Here is a 19316-nt window from a genome sequence, read left to right on the forward strand (position 1 = left end):
GTTCATCATGCGTTGAATTTGGTGGAACCGTACGCCTGGCACGGCCGGTAAGTCAACGCTTGATGAATTAAGTCCTGTCAGACCCACCAGGTACCGTTCCCCCGTGACTTACCCAGGTGGTGGACAGGGCGGCTGGAACGACCAGCAGGGCTGGGGCCAGCAGCAGGGTGACTACTCGGGCGGCTACCAGGTCGGCGGCCCTCCGCAGACGGGTGGTTTCCCGCAGCAGGGCTACGGCCAGTACGGCGGTCTGGGCGTCTACGGCGGGTTCGACAACGAGCCGCCGAAGAAAAAGAAGACGCTCTGGCTGGTGATCGGCGCCGTCGTGCTGGTGCTGCTCGTCGGCGGCGGCGTGACCTGGCTCGTGCTGTCGCGCGACAAGAGCGACCCGAACGCGCAGAACAACCCGTCCACCCCGACCAGCGCCTCGTCCCAGCCGACCAGCGCCGGCTGCAAGAACGACGACATGCAGTGCGTCGTGACGACACTCGGCTACAACTACGAGGTCCCGAAGAACTGGGAGATCATCAGCGACGCGCGGATCCCGATCGACAAGTTCCCCGGCGCGACGCTGTCCGGCGTCTCGACGTACGGCGACTACGACTGCGAGGGCAAGTCGTTCACCAAGGGCACGAACGGCGGCACGCTGCTGCCCAAGGGCGACATCAACCAGACCGCGACCGACTTCGCCAAGGCCGTGGCGACGCAGTTCTACGCGTCGGGCGGCGACCCGCAGGTGGCGGTCACGCAGCCCAAGGCGGTGAAGATCCAGCACACCCAGAAGGACGGCAAGAAGGTCGTCGTCGAGGGCGTGCAGGTCGACGCCACGGTCACCCAGTCGGCCAACAAGTGCCTGGCGAGCAAGGGCATCGTCAAGGTCGTCGTGCTGAACGGCAGCAGCAAGCTGCACGTGCTGGTCGTGAACGGCGACCTGGAGGGCGGCGGAGGTGGCGCCAACCCGCCGCTGCCCAAGGAGCCCGAGCTGCAGAAGATGATCGACTCGCTGGTGCCGACGACGTAGACGTCACCGCGCGCCGCCGTTCGACGGGACGGCGGCGGGCAGCGGGTTCTCGGCGCTGATCTTCTCCAGCACCGCCATCGCCTTGCTCTCCCACAGCGCGAGCCGCAGCTCCTGGAACGTCATCAACGCCTGCTCCACGATGGCGATCGCGTGGAACGTCTCCCCGCGCTGCGACACCAGCTGCGCCAGGTCGAGGCGGATCCGCGCGGCCCCGACCCGGTCGAGGTTCTCCTCGCACAACCGGATCGCGCGCCGAAGCAGCCGGCCGGCCTCGGCGAACATCCGCATGCGGCCGTGGATCAGGCCGAGGGAGTGCAACGCGTAGCTCTCGCCCACCGTGTCGCCGGAGCGCTGCACCATGCCGAGCACCGACGTGATGAGCTGCTGCGCCTGTTCGTAGCGGCCCTGCACCAGCATGGCGCCGCCCAGCCGGTACAGGACCTGGGCCTCGACGCGAGGGCTGGAGATCTCCCGGCACATGCCCAGCGCCCCGCGCAGCTGGCCCACCGCGAGCTCGTGTTCCCCGCGGTCCAGCGACAGCTGCGCGAGCTGGGACACCACGTACGCCTGGCCCACGACGTCGCCGACGCGTTTGAACCCGGCCAGCGACTGCTCGAAGATCCGGGCCGCGAGCTCGGGACGGCCCTCGTTGTACTCCAGCAGTCCCAGGTTGCGGCGCACCAGGGCGAGGCCGTGGGTGTCGTCGAGCTCGGTGAAGAGTTCCAGGGCGGGTTCCAGCGCGGCGCGGGCGGCTTCCATCCGGCGCTGGCTGTGGTGCAACGATCCCAGCGAGCACAGCAGGGCCGCGGTGCCGCGTTTGTTGCCCGCCCTGTGGGTCGTGTCGAGGGCGCGTTCGTGGGTCTGCTGCCAGTCGTCGAGGTAGCTGCGGGTCTCGAACAACGTCACGAGCGTCATCGCGAGGTCCCAGCACAGCTCGTCCAGGCCCGCCTCGGCTGCCTGCAGCACGGCCGCGCAGATGTTCGGGCGCTCGCTTTCCAGCCACCCCAACGGGTCGTGCAGCACCTGGTCCAGGTACGGGGTGGGCGGCTGCCAGCGCCGGCCGTTGCCGTGCAGCACGGTGAAGTCGCCGCCGTAGAGGCGTTGGTGGGCCTGTTCGGCCATCGCGAGCCAGCCGCCGGCCACGCGTTCCACCGCGGCGAGCTGGGTGGCCGGGGACTCGTGGATGTCCAGCTGTTCCTTGGCGAACAAGCGGATCAGGTCGTGGAAGCGGTACCGCGGCAGGCCCGTGATGTCGCTGCCGACGACGTCGAGGAGTTGGGCGTCGACGAGGCGTTCCAGGAGGTCGAAACCGCGGTGGTGGTCGTCGCCGGTGAGCGCCGACGCGGTCCAGACCGGCAGGCTTTCCGCTTCCAGCACCGACATCAGCCGCATCACCCTGCGCGTTTCGGGTTCCAGGCCGTCGTAGGTGAGCGAGAGGCTGGCGCGCACGACCATGTCGCCGTGCACCAGTTCGTCGAGGCGGTGCCGTTCGTCGGCCAGACGCCCGACCATCGAGGCCAACGTCCAGTGCGGACGGGCCGCCAGCCGTGCGCCGATGATGCGCAACGCCAGTGGAAGGCCTCCCACGACATCCACCAACGTCGACGCCGCAACGGGTTCGCGCTCCAGGCGTTGCTTGCCGATGATGCGGCCCAGCAGCTCCATCGCGTCGTCGGCGTCCATGAAGTCGACGTCGACCAAATGAGATCCGGCGAGACCGGTCAACCGGGCCCTGCTCGTGACGACGACACCGCACGTCGGTGAGCCCGGAAGCAGCTGGTGCACCTGCGACTCGCTGGCCGCGTCGTCGAGAACGACCAGGACACGGCGGTTGGCGAGCATGCTGCGGTACATGTCCGCACGTTCGTCCACACCGTCGGGCAACGTGGAGCCCACAGCCCCCAAAGCGGACAGAAATCGGCCCAGAACCTCGGCCGGTGTGGCCGGTTCGGCCTGGGTGCCGCGCAAATCGCAGTAGAGCTGGCCGTCCGGGTAGGTCTCGGCGGCGACGCGGTGGGCGACGTGCACCGCGAGAGCGCTCTTACCGATGCCCGGCTTGCCCGCGATGGTCACCACGGGCATCGTCAGGTGGTCGCCGGACAGCACGGCTTCGGCACGCGCCACGACGTCCTGGCGGCCGATGAAGTCCGCGATGGTGGCCGGGAGCTGGTGCGGTGACACGACGTTCTGCACGGTGACAGGGGCGGACTTCTCCCGGTCGAGTCGCAGCGACTCGTCGTCGGTCAGGATCGCCCTCTCGAGTTTGCGGAGCTGGTCGCTCGGTTCGAGACCGAGGTGTTCGATGAAGAGGTCGCGTCCCGCCCGATAGACGTCGAGCGCTTCCGACTGCCGGCCGGAACGGTAGAGCGCGAGCATGAGCTGGCCTCGCGGGCGTTCCCGCAACGGGTGTTCGGTCACCATGCCCTGCAATTCACCGATGAGAGCGTGGTGCCTGCCGAGCATCAACTCGATGTCGATGCAGTTCTCCAGCACCGACAGGCGTTTCTCGTCCAGCCGCAGCGCTTTGTTCTGCAACGTGGGCACGGCACCGCCGAGTGCGGGCCCGCGCCACAACGCCAGCGCCTGCCGCAGGGTGGCCGACGCCTCCTCCATGCGTCCCTGGCGGGCGGCGGCGTCCGAATCGGCCACGCGGCGTTCGAAGATGAAGCTGTCGATCCTGTCGCCTGCGACGCGCAGCAGGTAGCCGGGTTGCCGGGTCTCGATCTGGGCGTCGACGCCGACCCTCGCGAACTCCCGCCGGAGCGCGGACACGCAGATCTGGATCTGCGCCCGTGCGGTCGACGGCGGGGTGTGCTCCCAGACGAGGTCGATCAGCTGATCCATGCTGACCACGCGGTTGGCCTCGAGCAGCAGAGCGCCCAGGATCGTCTGCTGACGTCCTGGGGGTACCTGTACCTGATCCTCGGCGCCGATGACCTCGATCGGGCCGAGCAGCTTGAAAATCAGCTTCTCATCGGGGGCGGAGCTCATGACGGACGACCCCTCGCGCCTTTATCTCTCGCAAAGCCCCAACACCTCACGCTCCGGACGACTACCGCTACGAATTCTCCGTGACGGAATTGCATTTGCCGGTACTGCCGAAGACGCGGAAAAAAGGCACTTCCAGGGCGTCACCTCAAGATCGGGTTATGATATGAAAATGTTTCACTTCCCGCCTTTGGCCTCCGTTGTCGTCAACCGCAGGTAGTCACTCGGATGGGTGATGATCTCCAAAGTTAGCCCCGGCGAGGAAAACTGTCAAGATCCTTCTTGTGTATCAGTGCACGATCCAACATAATGCGCCCGATCTCAATAGGCATCTCATTTGGACACGGCCGGGTCCAGGACATCGGGGCAGATCAAGCGGTACGCGTGCCCAAGAATTCACGAGTGTCAGTGCCGGTGTTCACCAGGATCGTACGTCATCACACCGAGCAGCCTGAACGCCTCATCGGGACTACTCCGAGCGGCACAAACCGTTCGTTCGGATCGCTAACCGCACCCAAGCATTGCGGTACACCGCACCTAATTCTGCGGATAAGCCACCACCCAGCGTAGTAACAGCTGTTTGCTGACTGACCGCTCAACCGCACAAGCGTCTCAATTGGTGACTTCGGCGCCACCATCGCGGCCGATTGATACGCGGTGGGTGCGCGATAGAGCGGCGATGGGCGACGCTCCTAACTTCTGTTCTCGGGCACCGCTCGACGGTGCCCGAAGCCCGAACTCAAGCCGAGGTCCGACCAAGGAGGCCGACATGATCCGCAAGCCGACCGCCGCCGTTCTGGTTCTCTCTGCTGTCCCTGCGGCCCTGGCTCTCTTGTTCTGCGGCACCGCACAGGCCGACGACACCCCCTGGGGTCGCAAGGCCACCGTCTCCAGCGACGACACGCCGTGGGGCAAGGCTGCCTCCGACGACACGCCGTGGGGTCGGGGCATCACCGTCGCCACCGTCGCCACCGTCGCCGACGACGACACCCCCTGGGGCTGATCTCTCCCCTCCGTCCGGATAACCACCAATGGAGGCCAGAACCATGCGATTCCACCTGCTGGGCTCACTCGAAGTCCTCGACGACGACATGCCAGTGCCACTGGGCGGCGTCAAGCAGCGCGCGGCTCTGGGTTACCTCCTGCTGCACGCCAACCGCGTGGTGGCGACCAGCAAGCTGCTCCAGGCGCTGTGGTCGCGGGACGTCCCGCCCACCGCCCGCAAGATGCTCCAGAACGCGGTCTCCGGACTGCGTGGCGTTCTCACCCCACCCGGCAGCGGCTCGGAGGGATCCGCGCTGCTGCTGACCCACGCGCCGGGCTACCTGCTCCGCGTGGATCCCAACTCCCTCGATCTGTCGCTCTTCCAGCAGCTGACCGAACAGGGCCGGGGCGAACTGGCCCGCGGCAACTGGCCCGCGGCCGCGACGGTGCTCCGCAGAGCGCTGGGCCTGTGGCGCGGGCCCGTGCTCGCGGACCTCGCGGAAACCGGGATCAACTGGCCGGAGCTGACCGCCATCAAGGACTCGCGGCTGGCGACGCAGGAGGACTGCTTCGAAGCGGAACTCGCCTGCGGACGGCACTACGAGATCATCGGCGAACTGGAATCGCTGATCGAGGTCGAGCCGTATCGCGAACGGCTGGGCGGGCAGCTGATGCTCGCCCTGTACCGGTGTGGCCGGCAGGTGGACGCGTTGAGCGTCTACCGCCGCACGAGGGCGGCGCTGGTCGAGGAACTCGGCTTGGAGCCGGGCCGCGAGCTCCAGGAGCTGGAGCGCGCGATCCTCGACCACGCCCCCGCATTGGATCTTCCGCCGTCGGTGCAACGCAGGCACCTGCTCGCCGTCGGCCGGTCTGCTGTCCCCGCGCCCGCACCCGCGCCGGTCGTCATCACGCCGCCTGTCGCCGAACCGCCGGCGATGGAGGTGACGACCGTGGAGCGCAAGCTCGTCAGCGTCGTGATGGTGTCCGCCCAGCTCGGTCTCGCGGCCGGTGACGGCGACCCGGAGGACGTCGACGAGGTGCACCGGGAAGTCTCCGCCGTCGTGCACGCCGAAGTGACGCGTCTTGGTGGCGTCGTCGGTGGCAACGTCGGTTCTGTTTTCCTGGCTCTGTTCGGTGTGCCTCGCACGTCGGAGGACGACGCCGACCGAGCCGTGCGTGCGGCACTGGCGATCCGCGACCGGTTGGGCTCCGTCGCGGACGCGCAGATCGGTGTGGCGACGGGCGACGCGCTGGTTCGCTTGCCCGCTTCCGGTGCGCCCACCGCGTCGGGCGTGCTGCTCGACCAGTGCCGTCAGCTGATGGCGCTCGCACCGCTGGGCGCTGTCCGCGCCTGCACCACGACCCGGGACGCGAGCTCCTCCGTGACGTGGGCCGCCGACCCGGTCCCGACCGGTGGCTGGCAGGCGGTCTCGTGCGTCTCCCCGCGCGGTGCGACCCGCCGCGCCCAGGTCCCGGTGCCGTTCGTCGAACGTGAACGCGAACTCCGTGCGCTGCAGGGGCTTCTGGACGAGGTGTGCGAGCGGCGCCGCCCGCACTTCGTCACCGTGCTGGGCGAGGCGGGCGTCGGCAAGACCCGTCTGGTCTGCGAACTGGCCGCCGCCTGCACCTCTCCCGTCGTCGCGTTGCGCGGCACCGCCACCGCTTACGGCGACGACCACGGCTACGGCCCGTTGTCCGACGTGGTGCGCGGCTTCGCCTCGCCGGAGACCCTGCGCTCCGCTCTGTCCTCTTTGGTCGGTGCCGGTGAGCTGGCCGACCGGTTGTACTCGAGCCTCGCCGGGCTGGCCAAGGCCGCTCCCGACGTGCCGGCCGACTTCCCCGCGTGGCGGCGGTTTCTGGAGGAGATCGCCGACTCCGGGCCGCTCGTCGTGTTCCTGGAGGACGTGCACTGGGCCAACGACGTGGTGCTCGACTTCGTGGAGGAGCTGGGCGAGCAGGCCGGTTCGGTGCCGTTGCTGGTGATCGCGACCGCCCGGCCGGAGTTGCTGCAGCGCCGTCCCTCCTGGTTCGGCGGCAAGCGCAACGCGACCACCATCAGCCTGGAGCCGTTGACCCACAACGGAAGCCGGAGCCTGCTCAACTCACTGCTGGCTGCCAGGGAGCTGCCGTCCGAGCTGTGGCAGGCCCTGGTCTCGCGCGTCGGCGGCAACCCGTTGTTCGCAGTCGAGTACGCGCGGATGGTGTCCGATCCGCGCACACCGTGCCTGCACAACGAAAACGGGCTGCCGGTGCCGTCGGCCGTGCGCGGAATCCTGACCGCACAGGTCGACTCGTTGCCGTTCGAGGTGAAGGCGGTCCTGCAGGACGCCGCCATCGTGGGCGATCTGGTCTCTCCCGGCGCGGTGGCCGCGACGGGCCAGCGCGACCCCGGTGACGTCGCCAAGGCGCTGGAGCTGCTGGAACAGCGGGACTTCCTGCGCAGGCAGGGCCGCAACAGCGAGACCGGCGAGATCGAGTACGGGTTCCGGCACCCGCTGGTTCGCGACGTCGTGGCCGATCAGCTGCCTCGCGCGGTGCGCACGGCGAAACAGGAACGCGCCCTCGCGTGGTTCGAGGAGCCGGCGCTCGACCTCACCGACCGCCGCGCAGGCTGAGCCCCCGAAGTCGATGAAGGGCTCCTTCATCCACGTGAGGTGGATGAAGGAGCCCTTCATCGTCAATCCGGGTCAGTGCTGCGGAGCCCTGCGCGGACGGCCGGTGCGCTCGGTCCGGCCGAAACCGCGGCCACCCTCCGAGCGCTCCGAGCGGCGCGGACCGCCGCGGAACTCGCCGCCTTCGGTGCGACGGCCGGAGCCACCGCGGTACTCACCGCGGCCACCGGCCGACGGGGCACCGAAGCGACGACCGCCACCGCCACCACGACGGGCCGGCTTCTCGCGCTCGATCACCGGCTCACCGCTCGGGGTGCGGGCACCCGTGATGCGGATCAGGTCCTCGTCGCCGGGGCGCACCTTCGTGCTCTCCGGACGGATGCCCGCGCGGGCGGCCATGCCCTGGACCGCGCGGCGCTGGTCGTGCGTGACCAGCGTGACGACCGTGCCGGACTGGCCTGCGCGAGCCGTGCGGCCGGCGCGGTGCAGGTAGTCCTTCGGGTCGGCCGGCGGGTCGACGTGGACGACCAGCGAGACGTCGTCGACGTGGATGCCGCGGGCCGCCACGTCCGTCGCGATCAGGACGGGAGTGGTGCCCTCGCGGAACTCGCCGAGCACGCGCGTGCGCGCGCTCTGGGCCTTGCCGCCGTGCAGCGCGCCGGCGTGGACGCCGACCGAGCGCAGCTTCTTGGCCAGGCGGTCGACGTGGTGCTTGGTGCGCACGAACATGATCGTGCGGCCCTCGCGCGCGGCCACCTCGGTCACCACGTTCTGCTTGTCCTCGGCGGACACGAACAGCAGGTGGTGCTCCATCGTCGTGACGCTCGCGGTGGGCGGGGCCACCGAGTGGGTCACCGGGTCGTGCAGGTACTGCCGGACCAGCTTGTCCACGTCGCCGTCGAGCGTGGCGGAGAACAGCAGGCGCTGGCCGTCCTGCGGGGTCAGGTCGAGGATCGCGCGGACCTGGGGCATGAAGCCCATGTCCGCCATCTGGTCGGCCTCGTCCAGCGCGGTGATCTCGACCTGGGACAGGTCGCAGGTCCCCTGGCGGACGTGGTCGGACAGCCGGCCCGGCGTGGCGATCAGCAGGTCGACGCCGCGGCGCAGGTGATCGATCTGGCGCGGGAACGACGTGCCGCCCACGACGGTGCGGCACCACAGGCCCAGCGAGCGGGCGTGCGGCATGAGAGCCGTCTCCACCTGCATCGCGAGCTCGCGGGTCGGGACGAGGATCAGGCCGCGCGGCTTGTGCGGCGTGGAGCGGCCGCCCGCGAGACGGCTGAGCATCGCCAGGCCGAACGCCAGCGTCTTGCCGGAGCCGGTCTGGCCACGGCCGAGGATGTCACGGCCCGACATCGAGTCGGGCAGGGTGGCCGCCTGGATCGGGAACGGTTCGGTGATCTCGTTGGCGGCGAGCGAACGGATCAAAGCGTCGGAGAGGCCGAGCTCGGCGAACGAGGGCAGCGGGCCTTCCGGCAGCGTGCTCTCGAAGTGCTCGGCGACGATCGGTTCCTCGACCCGCTGCTGCGGGCGCGAGGAGTTGCCCTGGCGGCCCGAGCGGCGCCGCGGCCTGCGGCTGAAAGAGCGCTCGGAACGACCTTCGGACATTGATGGCAAAACAAACCTCCGAGACATGGCACGTCTCAAGGCTGCCCCGCGCGCTACCGCGGTGCCGATCACGAGGACGGGCCCGGCGTGATGGTCACGCCGCTGATGAGTGGGTGGACGCACCGGTCAACGGCTGTCAGGCCTTCATCGGTGCAAAGTACAGTCTAGCTGATCATTGACCGTGCGATGCGCGCCCGGCCGTGTCGTTGGACACGGCCGGACGCGCACGTGGCTCACGCCATGCCCGCCACGTCCAGCAGCGTTGCCACCAGCGCGGACGGGTCGCCGATCTCCGGCGGGAGGCCGCGGGCGGCGAACCAGCCGGCGATGTTGCGGACGTCGCGGTCGAGGAACTCCACGCCGCGCGGGTTCGCGACGAGGTCGACCACCTGCGGCAGGTCGATCATGATCAGCCTGCCCTCGTGGACCATCAGGTTGAACGCGGACAGGTCGCCGTGCGTGAGGCCCGCCTCCGCGAGCGTCATCAGCATGGCGACCAGCTGGCGCCACAGGTCGAGCAGCTCGTCCTCGTCCGGACGCGTCTGCGCGAGCCGCGGTGCGGCGTTGCCCTCGTCGTCACCGATGAACTCCAGCAGCAGCTCGGTGCCGCTGCGCTGCACCGGGTACGGCACCGGAGCACCGATCTGCCACAGCCTGGCGAGCGCGGCGAACTCCGCGACCGCCCACTGCTCCGCGATCAGGTTTCGCCCGAACGCGGTGCGGTTCTGGATCGCCCGCATCTCGCGGGACTTCCTCATCCGGCGACCCTCCAGATACCCCGCGTCGCGGTGGAACATCCGGTGGTCGTTGCTGCGGTAGCGCTTGGCGGCGAGCAGGCACGCTTTCTCGCCCATCGCCCGTTCCAGCAGGAAGACGTCGGCCTCCTTGCCGGTCTTGACGATGCCCAGCTCGCGGTCGACCGCGGCCAGCTCGGTGACGAGCCAGCTCGGGTGCGGCTTCGGGCCCTGCTCGGCGTCGCCCCACGTGGACCAGCGGTCGCCGTCCTCGGGGGTGTCGGCCGAGCTGAGCTGGTCCTCACGCAGTCGTGAGACCCGCAGCTTCTCCGCTTCCGTCATGCGGCCGCGACGCGTCGGTTCCGCGTCATCGGCGGTGCGCTTACCGCGCTTTCCCATGCGCTGCTTGGTGTCAGCGCCGTCGAAAGAGGACTCGTAACGTTCGTAAAGATCGTGCTCGCGCACGGTGGGGTCTCCCAGAAGGTGAAGGTGACCGCCCCACAGGCGCTCTGCGATCAAACGATGCTGATCAGGCGCGAAGGGCGGAGGGACGGGTCTCGCGGACACGTCCGAAGACAGGCTCTGACATGTCGCACCTCCTCGTTCCTCACGCCGCACTTCGGCTGCGGTGAAGCTTGCCCGGTCGCTCTCCCGGCGCGCAACCGAATTAATCGGTGATCAGGTCGGCGGTCTTCTCACCGGTCTGCACGACCTTGAGCCCGGCCTTCTGCGCGAGCTTGACCAGGCCTTTCAGGTCGCTCGGCTCCGCCTTGCTCCTCGCGATGGCGCGGGCGAGCAGGCCCTTGTGCGCCTTGTTGAAGTGGCTGACGACCTTGCCCTCGCTGGTGATCACCCGGACGACGACGGCGTGCGGGATCTTCGCGAGGCTCGAGTACGCCCCGGAACGCAGGTCGACGACGAACTCGTCGGCGCTTCCAAGGACCGGCTCCAGCACCGGCTTCCACACCGTGCGCAGGCTGCCGTGCGACGGGAGCGTGCTACCGCCCGACAACCGGTACGCGGGCACCGGATCGCCGCCGCGAACCGCCCCGAACAGCGCGGACGCGATCGCGAGGCGTTCGCAGGCCCGCTCCTGCTCGACCTTCTTGAGGGTGGTGAAGTCCAGGTTGTCGTAGAGGACGCCGGTGTAGCGCAGCAGTGCGGGCGTGGTCTCCGACGTGCGCAGTGCCGCGTTGCGCTCGACCTCGTCGATCTGGCGCTCGGAGATGTCGAGCGCCTTGAGGCTCGCCGGAACGTCGTTCGCCAGGTCCTCCAGCGCGGACACCAGCTTGTCGCGCACGGGGTTGAGCTCGGGGAACGACAGCGCGTCGAGGTCGAGCGGCGCACCCTCGCCGCCGATCGCCTTGGTCTCCGACGGGGGAAGCAGCACCAGCACGGTTGGAAAGGGTAGGGCAATGCCGGGAAACCGCTTGGCCTGCGTGGCTCGCGCCTGGCCGGACACCTGTGGAGCCGAGCGTGCCGCGTCAGCCGCCACAGCGGTAGGTGCGGTGCCGGTCGGCCTTCTCCCTGACCTCTGCCGCGTGCCCCGAATCCGGGTTGACCTCTGCTCTCGCCCGGCCGGACACCCGCGGAGCCGAGCGTGCCGCGTCAGCCGCCACAGCGGTAGGTGCGGTGCCGGTCCGCCTTGCTCCCCGACCTCCGCCGCCTGCCCCGAACCCAGCTCGACGCCGACTCGCGCCCCAGCCGAACACCCGCGAAGCCGCGCATGCCGCGCCAGCCGCCCCAGCAGTAGGTGCGGTGCCGGTTCGAACACGGCCGCACACCCGCGCAGCACATCCCGACGCGCTACGGCGCCTGCAACGTCAGATACGCCAGACCGAGCGTGCCGCGCCACCCGCGCAAACGGAACGTGCGGTGCCGGTCCGCCTTCTCCCTGACCTCCGCCGCGTGCTCCGAGTCCGGGTGGTCGCGCAGCCAGCGCTCCCGCGCCAGGGCGTGCCCGTTCTCGAACACGTCCCACTCGTCGAGGCTCGCCTGTTCCACCGCGAGCAGCCGGTAGCCGTGCGCGTGTGCGAGGTCGACCAGGTCGGCCAGTGAGCCGTACTGATCGCGTGGGATCGGCATGGCGGCCAGCTGCTCGTCGGTTGGCTCGCGTTCCCAGAAACCCTCGCCCAGCAACAGCTTTCCGCGCTGGTTGAGCAGGTTCTTCGCTGCCGTGAGCGCGTTCGCCGTGTGCTGCAACGGGTCTCCGCCCCACACCTGGCTGGCGCCGTTGACCACGATCACGTCGGCAGGGCTGGCCGGCTGCCATTGAGCGACGTCGGCCACCTCCAGGCTGACCCGGGCCGCCAGGCCGCGTGCCTCGGCGGTGGCCTGGGCGTGCGCGATGGCCGTGGCGTCCAGGTCGACGCCTGTGCCGGTGGCGGTGGGTGCGGCTTCCAGGGTGCGCAGGAGGAACTCCGCCCAGCCGCAACCTACGTCGACGACGTGTGCGCCGTCGAGCGGGTGCAGGCTGTGGATCAGGCGGGTCGCCCGTTCCTCGGACAGCGGTCCGTGGAACGTGAGGTCCTCGTGCAGCGGCGCGATCTCCGGTGTCGTCATCGCACGCAGGATGGTGGCGGAAGGCTGTTCCGCACAACGCGTTATTCGGTTGTTGGGGGCATCACCTCCCCGTAGCTTCGATTGGCGTGGAACTCGTGTGGCGCGCGCTCACGACGGCGGACACCCCAGCGGTGGCCGCGCTCCACCACGCGGCCGAGACGGTCGACGACACCGGCGAGTTGTTGTCCGAAGAGGACTTCGCCGCGTCGTTCGCCGAGGCCGACCTGGCCGGCGGGTCGCTGGCCGTGCTCGTGGACGACGCGCTCGTGGCGTACGGCTTGGTCGTGCCGCGCGAGAATCCCGTTGGTACGCACCGCGTTCGCCTGGACGGGACGGTGCATCCGGACTTCCGCCGCCACGGCATCGGGCGCGAACTGATGGGGCGCCTCGTCGCGCTGGCGCGGGAGTTGCACACCGCCCGCCACCCGGACATGCCGCTGGTGGCCAAGACCATGGTCGAGAGCCGCTCGGCGGGGCACGTGGCACTGGCCGAGGCGCTCGGCTTCAGCGCGGACCGTCACTTCTACGAGCTGGAGGTGGCACTGGGCGAGTCACTCGCCCAGGCGCCGATCCCGCCTGCCTGCGAGATCGTGCCGTTCTCCGCAGCCCACGACGAAGAGGTCCGGCTGGTGTGCAACGCGGCGTTCGCGGAGCACTGGGATTCGGTCGCACGCAGCCCGCAGGAGTGGGCGGCGTCGTTCACGAACAGCAAGCGGTTCGTTCCCCAGACCTCCTTTCTGGCGCTGCACGACGGCGCCGTGATCGGCTTCGTGCTCTCGCGGCACTACCCGGTCGTCGAGGAGACGACGGGCGTGCGCGAGCTGTGGATCGGCGACGTCGGCACCCTGCGGGAGCACCGCGGGCGTGGTGTGGCCTCCGCCTTGCTGAGCCGGACGCTGGCTCGGGCGAAGGCGCAGGGCTACCAGCGCGCGGCGCTGTCCGTGGACGCGGTCAACCCGACCCGCGCGCTCGGCGTGTACGAGCGCGCGGGGTTCAGGGTGACGCGGACCTGGATCGACTACGGGTTGCCCGTCGGCTCGAGCTCCTCGCCCGCCTGACCGACGCAGAACTCGTTGCCGTCCGGGTCGGCCAGCACCGACCAGACCAGGCCGGGGATGCTGTGCACGGCGACCTCCGTGGCACCGAGCCCGACGAGCCGCGCCACCTCGGCCTTGCGGTCCGGCACGTGCGAGTCGAAGTGGACGCGGTTCTTGCCCGGCGTGGCGTCCGGCACCTGCTGGATGCCTAAGGCCACGCCGTGCTCGGTGTTCGGCGCGAGGACGATGAACTCACCCCAGTCGCCTTGAACAGTGGTGTTCAGGCGGCCGTCCAGAACTCCGCGAGCTTGCGCGCGTCGCCGGTGTCGATCGTGATCATGGCAATGGTCAGGGACATGGGACGGACGCTACTCAGGGGGTCTGACAATTGCGGTTTGTGCTGGTCAGTGCCCGCCAAACCCACCGCCCGAGATTTCGGCAGCAGCGCAACCAGTACGCTGCTCCAACAGCCCGTGAACGAGGAGTACCCACCGTGATCACCAGGATGTCGTCGCTGTTCCTGCGCACGCTTCGCGAGGACCCGGCCGACGCCGAAGTGCCCAGCCACAAGCTGCTGGTGCGCGCCGGCTACGTCCGCCGCGTCGCGCCGGGCGGGTACTCCTGGCTGCCGCTGGGCCTGCGGGTGCTGCGCAACATCGAGGCCGTCATCCGCGAGGAGATGGACGCGTTCGGCGCGCAGGAGATCCAGTTCCCCGCCCTGCTGCCCAAGGAGCCCTACGAGGCGACCAACCGGTGGACGGAGTACGGCCCCAACATCTTCCGGCTCAAGGACCGCAAGGGCGCCGACTACCTGCTCGGCCCCACCCACGAGGAGCTGTTCACGCTCACCGTGAAGGGTGAGTACAGCTCGTACAAGGACTACCCCGTCACGCTGTACCAGATCCAGACCAAGTACCGCGACGAGGCGCGTCCCCGTGCGGGCATCCTGCGCGGCCGCGAGTTCCTGATGAAGGACTCGTACTCGTTCGACCTCACCGATGAGGGCCTGAGCAAGTCGTACCAGGACCACCGCGACGCCTACATCCGCATCTTCGACCGCCTCGGCCTCGAGTACGTCATCGTGTCGGCGACGTCCGGCGCGATGGGCGGCTCGGCGTCCGAGGAGTTCCTGGCCGTCGCCGAGACGGGTGAGGACACCTTCGTCCGCAGCACCGAGTCGGGCTACGCGGCGAACGTCGAGGCCGTCACCACCCCCGCGCCCGCCGAGCAGTCGATCGACGACAAGCCCGCCGCCCAGGTGCACCACACGCCGAACACGCCCACCATCGAGTCGCTGGTGGACTTCCTCAACGCCAACACCGACCGCAAGTTCACCGCGGCCGACACGTTGAAGAACGTCCTGGTGAAGGTCAAGCAGCCCGGCAAGGACTGGGAGCTGCTCGCCGTGGCCGTCCCCGGCGACCGCGAGGTGGACTTCAAGCGCCTCGAGGCCGCGATGGAGCCCGCCGAGGTCTCGATGGTCGAGGAGTCGGACTTCGCCAAGAACCCGTTCCTGATCAAGGGCTACATCGGTCCCGGCGCCCTGCAGGCCAACGGCGTCCGCTACCTCGCCGACCCCCGCGTCGTGCGCGGCACCGCCTGGGTCACCGGCGCCGACAAGGCCGACCACCACGTCGTCGACCTGGTCGTGGGCCGCGACTTCACCCCGGACGGCGTCATCGACGTGGCGGAGGTCCGCGAGGGCGACCCGTCCCCCGACGGCAAGGGCGTGCTCGTCGCCGCGCGCGGCATCGAGATCGGCCACATCTTCCAGCTGGGCCGCAAGTACGCCGACGCGTTCTCGCTCGACGCGCTGGGCCCGGACTCCAAGCCCGTCCGCATCACCATGGGCTCCTACGGCATCGGCGTCTCGCGCCTCGTCGCGGCCATCGCCGAGCAGTCGCACGACGAGCGCGGCCTGATCTGGCCGCGCAACGTGGCTCCTGCCGACGTCCACGTGGTCATCGCGGGCAAGGACGAGACGCTGGTGTCCGCCGGCGAGGACTTCGCGAAGCAGCTCAGCGCGCGTGGCGTGAAGGTGCTGCTGGACGACCGCAAGGCGAGCCCCGGCGTGAAGTTCGCGGACGCCGAGCTCGTCGGTGTGCCCACGATCCTGGTGATCGGTCGTGGGCTGTCGAGTGGCGTGGTCGAGGTGAAGGACCGCAAGTCCGGTGAACGGGTCGAGGTTCCCGTCGCGGAGGCTGTCGACCACCTGGTCGCGCTGGTTCGCGGCTGATTCACGATTTCGAACGCCCGGCCGGGATTCCTGGCCGGGCGTTCGTCATGTCGGGGAGTTGTCCACAGATCGCCGAGCGGTGGGTTGACGGGGTCGCAACGTCGCTAAGTTGAGTGGAGGTGGGTGGTCTGCCCCCTGGATGGGCGGGGCCTCTGCGCCGGGCGGTTTTGCTGGCACGTAGTGTGCGGCATGGGGCGGAACTGGTATCTGCTGTGGTCGGGCAGTGCGATCTCGGCGCTCGGCGACGGAATCTTTCTCGCCGCACTCCCCCTGCTGGCCGCGACCCTCACCCAGGACCCGAAGCTGATCGCGGGCGTGAGCTTCTTCGGTTCCCTCCCCTGGCTCCTCGCGTCACTCCCCGCAGGCGCGGCGGCCGACCGCTACGACAGCCGGCGCCTGCTCCTGGTGGCCCTGTGGATCCAATGCGCGCTCATGGCGGTCCTCGCCACCTTCCACAGCGCGCCCATCGCGGTCCTGTACGGCATGGCGTTCCTGATCGGCACGGCGGAAACGCTGCCGAGGGCCGTGGGTCAGCCGCTCATCAAGGCCACCGTCGAGAACCACCTGCTGGAGCGAGCCAACGGCAGGCTGTTCGCGTCTCAGGCGGTGGCGCTGCAGTTCGCCGGACCGCCGCTGGGCGGGTTGTTGTTCGCGATCGCGGTACCGGCGCCGTTCTGGGTCAACGCCGTCACGTTCGCCGTTGCAGCGGTGCTCGTCACGAGGATGCGCACCGAGCGGCAACAGCGTCCGGCCAGGCCGAAGATCGCCGAAGGCCTGCGCTGGCTGATGAAGCACAAGGCGTTGCGAGCGGTCACGGTCGTGTCCGCGACGACGAACCTGTGCATCGCGATGACCATGGCGACGCTGGTGCTCTTCGCCCAGCAGCGGCTGGGGCTGACGAACGCCGGATTCGGGGCGTTCCTCGCCACGCTCGCGTGTGGTGGGGTCGCGGGTGGACTGCTCGCCGAGCGCGTTCTCGCGCGGTACCGCCACACCATCGCGGTGACGGTGGTGCTGATTCCGTTGATGTGAATCGGTATTGCGACACAGCGCGCGATCTGCGGGTTCGTGCGGCGGTCGTTGCGTCCGGTTCGTTCCGCGCTTCGATCTTGGGGCTCGCGCCGAGTTGTCCACAGATCGCTGAGCGGTGGGTTGACAGGCTCGAAATGTCGCTATGTTGAGTGGGAGGTGGCGGTCTGCCCCCTGGGTGGGCGGGGCCTCTCCCCAAGGTTGATTTTGCGCTGTGGTGGGCGAAGGCCGCTGCCCCGGTTGCGAGCAGCGGCCTTCGGTCGTGCAGGTCAGGCGATCACTTCGCTGGCGCGGCCTTGAACGTCCACTTGGCCAGGTCGCCCGAGCACGACGCCGCCGTCACCTTGCCCGACGCGTCCCGGTAGCACTTGGTGTTGTACTGCATGTCCGAGATGGTCTTGTTCGGGTTGATGGACCACTGCTGGGCCGGGCCGCCGTCGCACTTCTTCAGCAGGACCTTGCCCGAGGACAGGGTGGTGCACAGCTGGGGCGAGCCCTGCTCCATGAAGGCGCCGTGGAACTTGAACTGCTGCGCGGCGGAGCCGTTGCAGGCAGCGGTCGTGAGCTGGGTGCCCGCAGCGCCGCCCTGGAGGCACTTGCCGGTGGAGACGTTCTTGTACTCGCCGTTGGTGGTCTTGGGCTTGGCGCCGCCGTAGCACTCGCCGGTCTGGGTGTTGAAGATCGGCGTCGGGTCGACGGTGAGGTTGGACGGCGGGTTGAGGATGGTCTCCTCCATCACCGGCTTGCCGTTGTCGTGGTAGTTGGTCAGCGCGTCTTCGCAGTCGATGGCGTTCATGGCGTTGCCGCCCTTGCCGCCGATCCAGGCGTCGAAGTGCCACAGCTTGGGGCCGCCGTTGGGGCCGTTGCCGTTCCAGTCCTGCTCGCAGGAGGAGCAGGAGTCCTCCATGATGAAGTACTTCTTCACGCGCGGGAAGTAGATCTTGGTGCCCGGCTTGGCTTCCTTGCTCGACGTCGCGAACGTGATCGGGTCCGACCAGGTGCCCTTGCCGCCGGCCGTGTTGTGGATCTGCGGGTAGGCGATGTCACCGCCGGGTGGCGTGTTGTCGTACCAGCCGTAGAAGGTCCAGAAGACCTGTTGTGATGCCGCGGTTGCCGGGGATGAAGCGAACAAACCGGACATCACCAGCACAATGCCTGCCGCCACAGACAGGGCGCGTTTCATGCGTGCCTCCGCAAGAACCGGTGGACTGAGGCGGCGTGAATGCAGAGTCCACCGGTCGAGCGGCCTTTGTAAAGAAACTTATCTAACTATTTGCGGAAGCAATACCGGCGACGGGGCCCACCACGATGATCGCCGGAGGACGAACCTCCCAGCGCTTCACGTCATCGGCCAGCTTGTCCAAAGTGGACCGGAAGACGCGCTGGGCCGCGGTGCTGCCCTCCTGGATCACCGCGACGGGCGTCGAGCCGGGGCGGCCTTCCATCAACGCCGTGGCGAACGCGCCGGCTCGTTCGACGGCCATCATCAGCACGACGGTGCCCTGCAGGCGTGCGATCGCCGACCAGTCGACCAGAGAACGAGGGTCATCGGGCGCGACGTGGCCAGAGACGACGACCACCTCGTGCGCCACGCCTCGGTGCGTCACCGGCACACCGGCCAGGGCGGGCACGCCGAACGCCGACGTCACGCCCGGCACGACGGTCACCGGGATGCCGGCCTCGGCGCACGCCAGCAGCTCCTCGAAGCCGCGGCCGAAGACGTACGGGTCGCCGCCCTTCAGCCGGACGACGAACTTGCCCTCCTTGGCGCGGTCGATCAGCGTCTGGTTGATGAACTCCTGCGTGGCCGCACGGCCGTACGGGATCTTCGCCGCGTCGACGACCTCGACGTGCGCGGGCAGTTCCTCCAGCAGCTCGCGCGGTGCCAGGCGGTCGGCGACGACCACGTCCGCGTGGGCCAGCAAACGCTTGCCCTGCACGGTGATCAGCTCGGGGTCGCCGGGACCGCCGCCCACCAGGGCGACGCCGACGGGCGGTGCGGCCTGGTCGGCGATTCGACCGTCGCGCAAGGCCGCCACGAGCCCGTCGCGAACGGAGGCCGAGCGACGGTGCTCGCCGCCCGCCAGCACACCGAGCACAAGGCCGTCGTGCGTGCCAACGGCCGGTGTCACCGCCGTGCCCTCGACGGCGATGTCCGCGCGCACGCAGAACACGCGCTGAGACAGTGCCTCCTCGCCGATCTGCGTGTTCACCTCGACGTTGGACGTGCAGGCCACCACGTACCACGCGCCCTCGACGTCACCAGGCTGGAAGCGCCGCTGGTGCCACGTCAGCTCCCCCGCGTCGACCATGCCCTGCACGGCGGGCGTGACGGACGGCGACACGAGTTCGACGGCGGCGCCGCTGGCGATCAGGCGGGGCAGGCGGCGCTGGGCGACCGTGCCTCCGCCGACCACGAGGACGCGCCGGCCCCGCAGGTCGAGGCCGGCCAGGTAGTGCTGTTCAAAGGGCATGCGTAGAAGCATCCACACCGGACCCGCCGTG

The 19316-nt window shown here is 69.2% G+C and carries 14 protein-coding genes; 6 read left to right on the forward strand and 8 right to left on the reverse strand.

Features of this window, described 5'->3' with window-relative positions:
* Nucleotides 1–103: 103 nt before the first annotated feature.
* Nucleotides 104–1021, forward strand: a complete 918-nt coding sequence (locus IEZ09_RS16040) for a DUF8017 domain-containing protein (RefSeq protein WP_189254484.1) — start codon at nucleotides 104–106, stop codon at nucleotides 1019–1021.
* 3 nt (nucleotides 1022–1024) lie between these two features.
* On the opposite strand, the gene IEZ09_RS16045 is transcribed toward IEZ09_RS16040, so the two are convergent.
* Nucleotides 1025–4012, reverse strand: a complete 2988-nt coding sequence (locus tag IEZ09_RS16045) for an AfsR/SARP family transcriptional regulator (protein WP_189254485.1) — start codon at nucleotides 4010–4012, stop codon at nucleotides 1025–1027.
* Between the two features lie 766 nt (nucleotides 4013–4778).
* Here IEZ09_RS16045 and IEZ09_RS16050 point away from each other — a divergent pair.
* A complete protein-coding gene (locus tag IEZ09_RS16050) occupies nucleotides 4779–5012 on the forward strand; it encodes a hypothetical protein (protein ID WP_189254486.1) in 234 nt (77 codons plus the stop codon).
* Between the two features lie 43 nt (nucleotides 5013–5055).
* Nucleotides 5056–7608 carry an ATP-binding protein gene (locus IEZ09_RS16055; RefSeq protein ID WP_189254487.1) on the forward strand — a complete coding sequence of 851 codons (2553 nt, stop codon included), beginning with the start codon at nucleotides 5056–5058 and terminating at the stop codon, nucleotides 7606–7608.
* 72 nt (nucleotides 7609–7680) lie between these two features.
* On the opposite strand, the gene IEZ09_RS16060 is transcribed toward IEZ09_RS16055, so the two are convergent.
* The 4 genes from IEZ09_RS16060 to IEZ09_RS16075 form a co-directional block, all read right to left on the reverse strand.
* On the reverse strand, nucleotides 7681–9213 hold the full coding sequence (locus IEZ09_RS16060) for a DEAD/DEAH box helicase (RefSeq protein WP_189254488.1): 1533 nt from the start codon (nucleotides 9211–9213) through the stop codon (nucleotides 7681–7683).
* Between the two features lie 233 nt (nucleotides 9214–9446).
* On the reverse strand, nucleotides 9447–10412 hold the full coding sequence (locus IEZ09_RS16065) for a serine protein kinase RIO (protein ID WP_370467716.1): 966 nt from the start codon (nucleotides 10410–10412) through the stop codon (nucleotides 9447–9449).
* A 202-nt stretch (nucleotides 10413–10614) separates the two neighbouring features.
* The gene (gene yaaA / locus IEZ09_RS16070; RefSeq protein ID WP_189254489.1) at nucleotides 10615–11343 is read right to left on the reverse strand and encodes a peroxide stress protein YaaA; all 729 of its coding nucleotides are present in this window, start codon (nucleotides 11341–11343) and stop codon (nucleotides 10615–10617) included.
* Between the two features lie 410 nt (nucleotides 11344–11753).
* The gene (locus tag IEZ09_RS16075) at nucleotides 11754–12509 is read right to left on the reverse strand and encodes an SAM-dependent methyltransferase (RefSeq protein ID WP_189254490.1); all 756 of its coding nucleotides are present in this window, start codon (nucleotides 12507–12509) and stop codon (nucleotides 11754–11756) included.
* 86 nt (nucleotides 12510–12595) lie between these two features.
* Here IEZ09_RS16075 and IEZ09_RS16080 point away from each other — a divergent pair, with 86 nt between their 5' ends.
* Entirely contained in the window at nucleotides 12596–13567 is a 972-nt protein-coding gene (locus IEZ09_RS16080) for a GNAT family N-acetyltransferase (protein WP_189254491.1), read from the forward strand.
* Here the strand turns inward: IEZ09_RS16080 and IEZ09_RS47710 are convergent.
* Nucleotides 13528–13764, reverse strand: coding sequence for a VOC family protein (locus tag IEZ09_RS47710; protein WP_308202400.1), 237 nt, complete (start codon nucleotides 13762–13764; stop codon nucleotides 13528–13530). The two genes, IEZ09_RS16080 and IEZ09_RS47710, sit on opposite strands and share 40 nt — an antisense overlap.
* Nucleotides 13765–14039: 275 nt before the next feature.
* Between IEZ09_RS47710 and IEZ09_RS16090 the strand changes: the two genes are divergently transcribed.
* Together IEZ09_RS16090 and IEZ09_RS16095 are read left to right on the forward strand one after the other, a co-directional pair.
* Complete coding sequence (locus IEZ09_RS16090; protein ID WP_189254492.1) at nucleotides 14040–15782, forward strand: proline--tRNA ligase; 1743 nt, start codon at nucleotides 14040–14042, stop codon at nucleotides 15780–15782.
* 189 nt (nucleotides 15783–15971) lie between these two features.
* Nucleotides 15972–16814, forward strand: coding sequence for an MFS transporter (locus IEZ09_RS16095; RefSeq protein WP_189254493.1), 843 nt, complete (start codon nucleotides 15972–15974; stop codon nucleotides 16812–16814).
* A 274-nt stretch (nucleotides 16815–17088) separates the two neighbouring features.
* On the opposite strand, the gene IEZ09_RS16100 is transcribed toward IEZ09_RS16095, so the two are convergent.
* Nucleotides 17089–17994 (reverse strand): RICIN domain-containing protein, encoded by a 906-nt coding sequence (locus tag IEZ09_RS16100; RefSeq protein ID WP_189254494.1) that lies wholly within the window; start codon nucleotides 17992–17994, stop codon nucleotides 17089–17091.
* Nucleotides 17995–18076: 82 nt separating this feature from the next.
* The gene (gene cobA / locus IEZ09_RS16105) at nucleotides 18077–19285 is read right to left on the reverse strand and encodes a uroporphyrinogen-III C-methyltransferase (protein WP_189254495.1); all 1209 of its coding nucleotides are present in this window, start codon (nucleotides 19283–19285) and stop codon (nucleotides 18077–18079) included.
* Nucleotides 19286–19316 lie beyond the last annotated feature (31 nt).

It is taken from the genome of Lentzea flava (assembly GCF_014648475.1).
Lineage (GTDB): Bacteria > Actinomycetota > Actinomycetes > Mycobacteriales > Pseudonocardiaceae > Lentzea > Lentzea flava.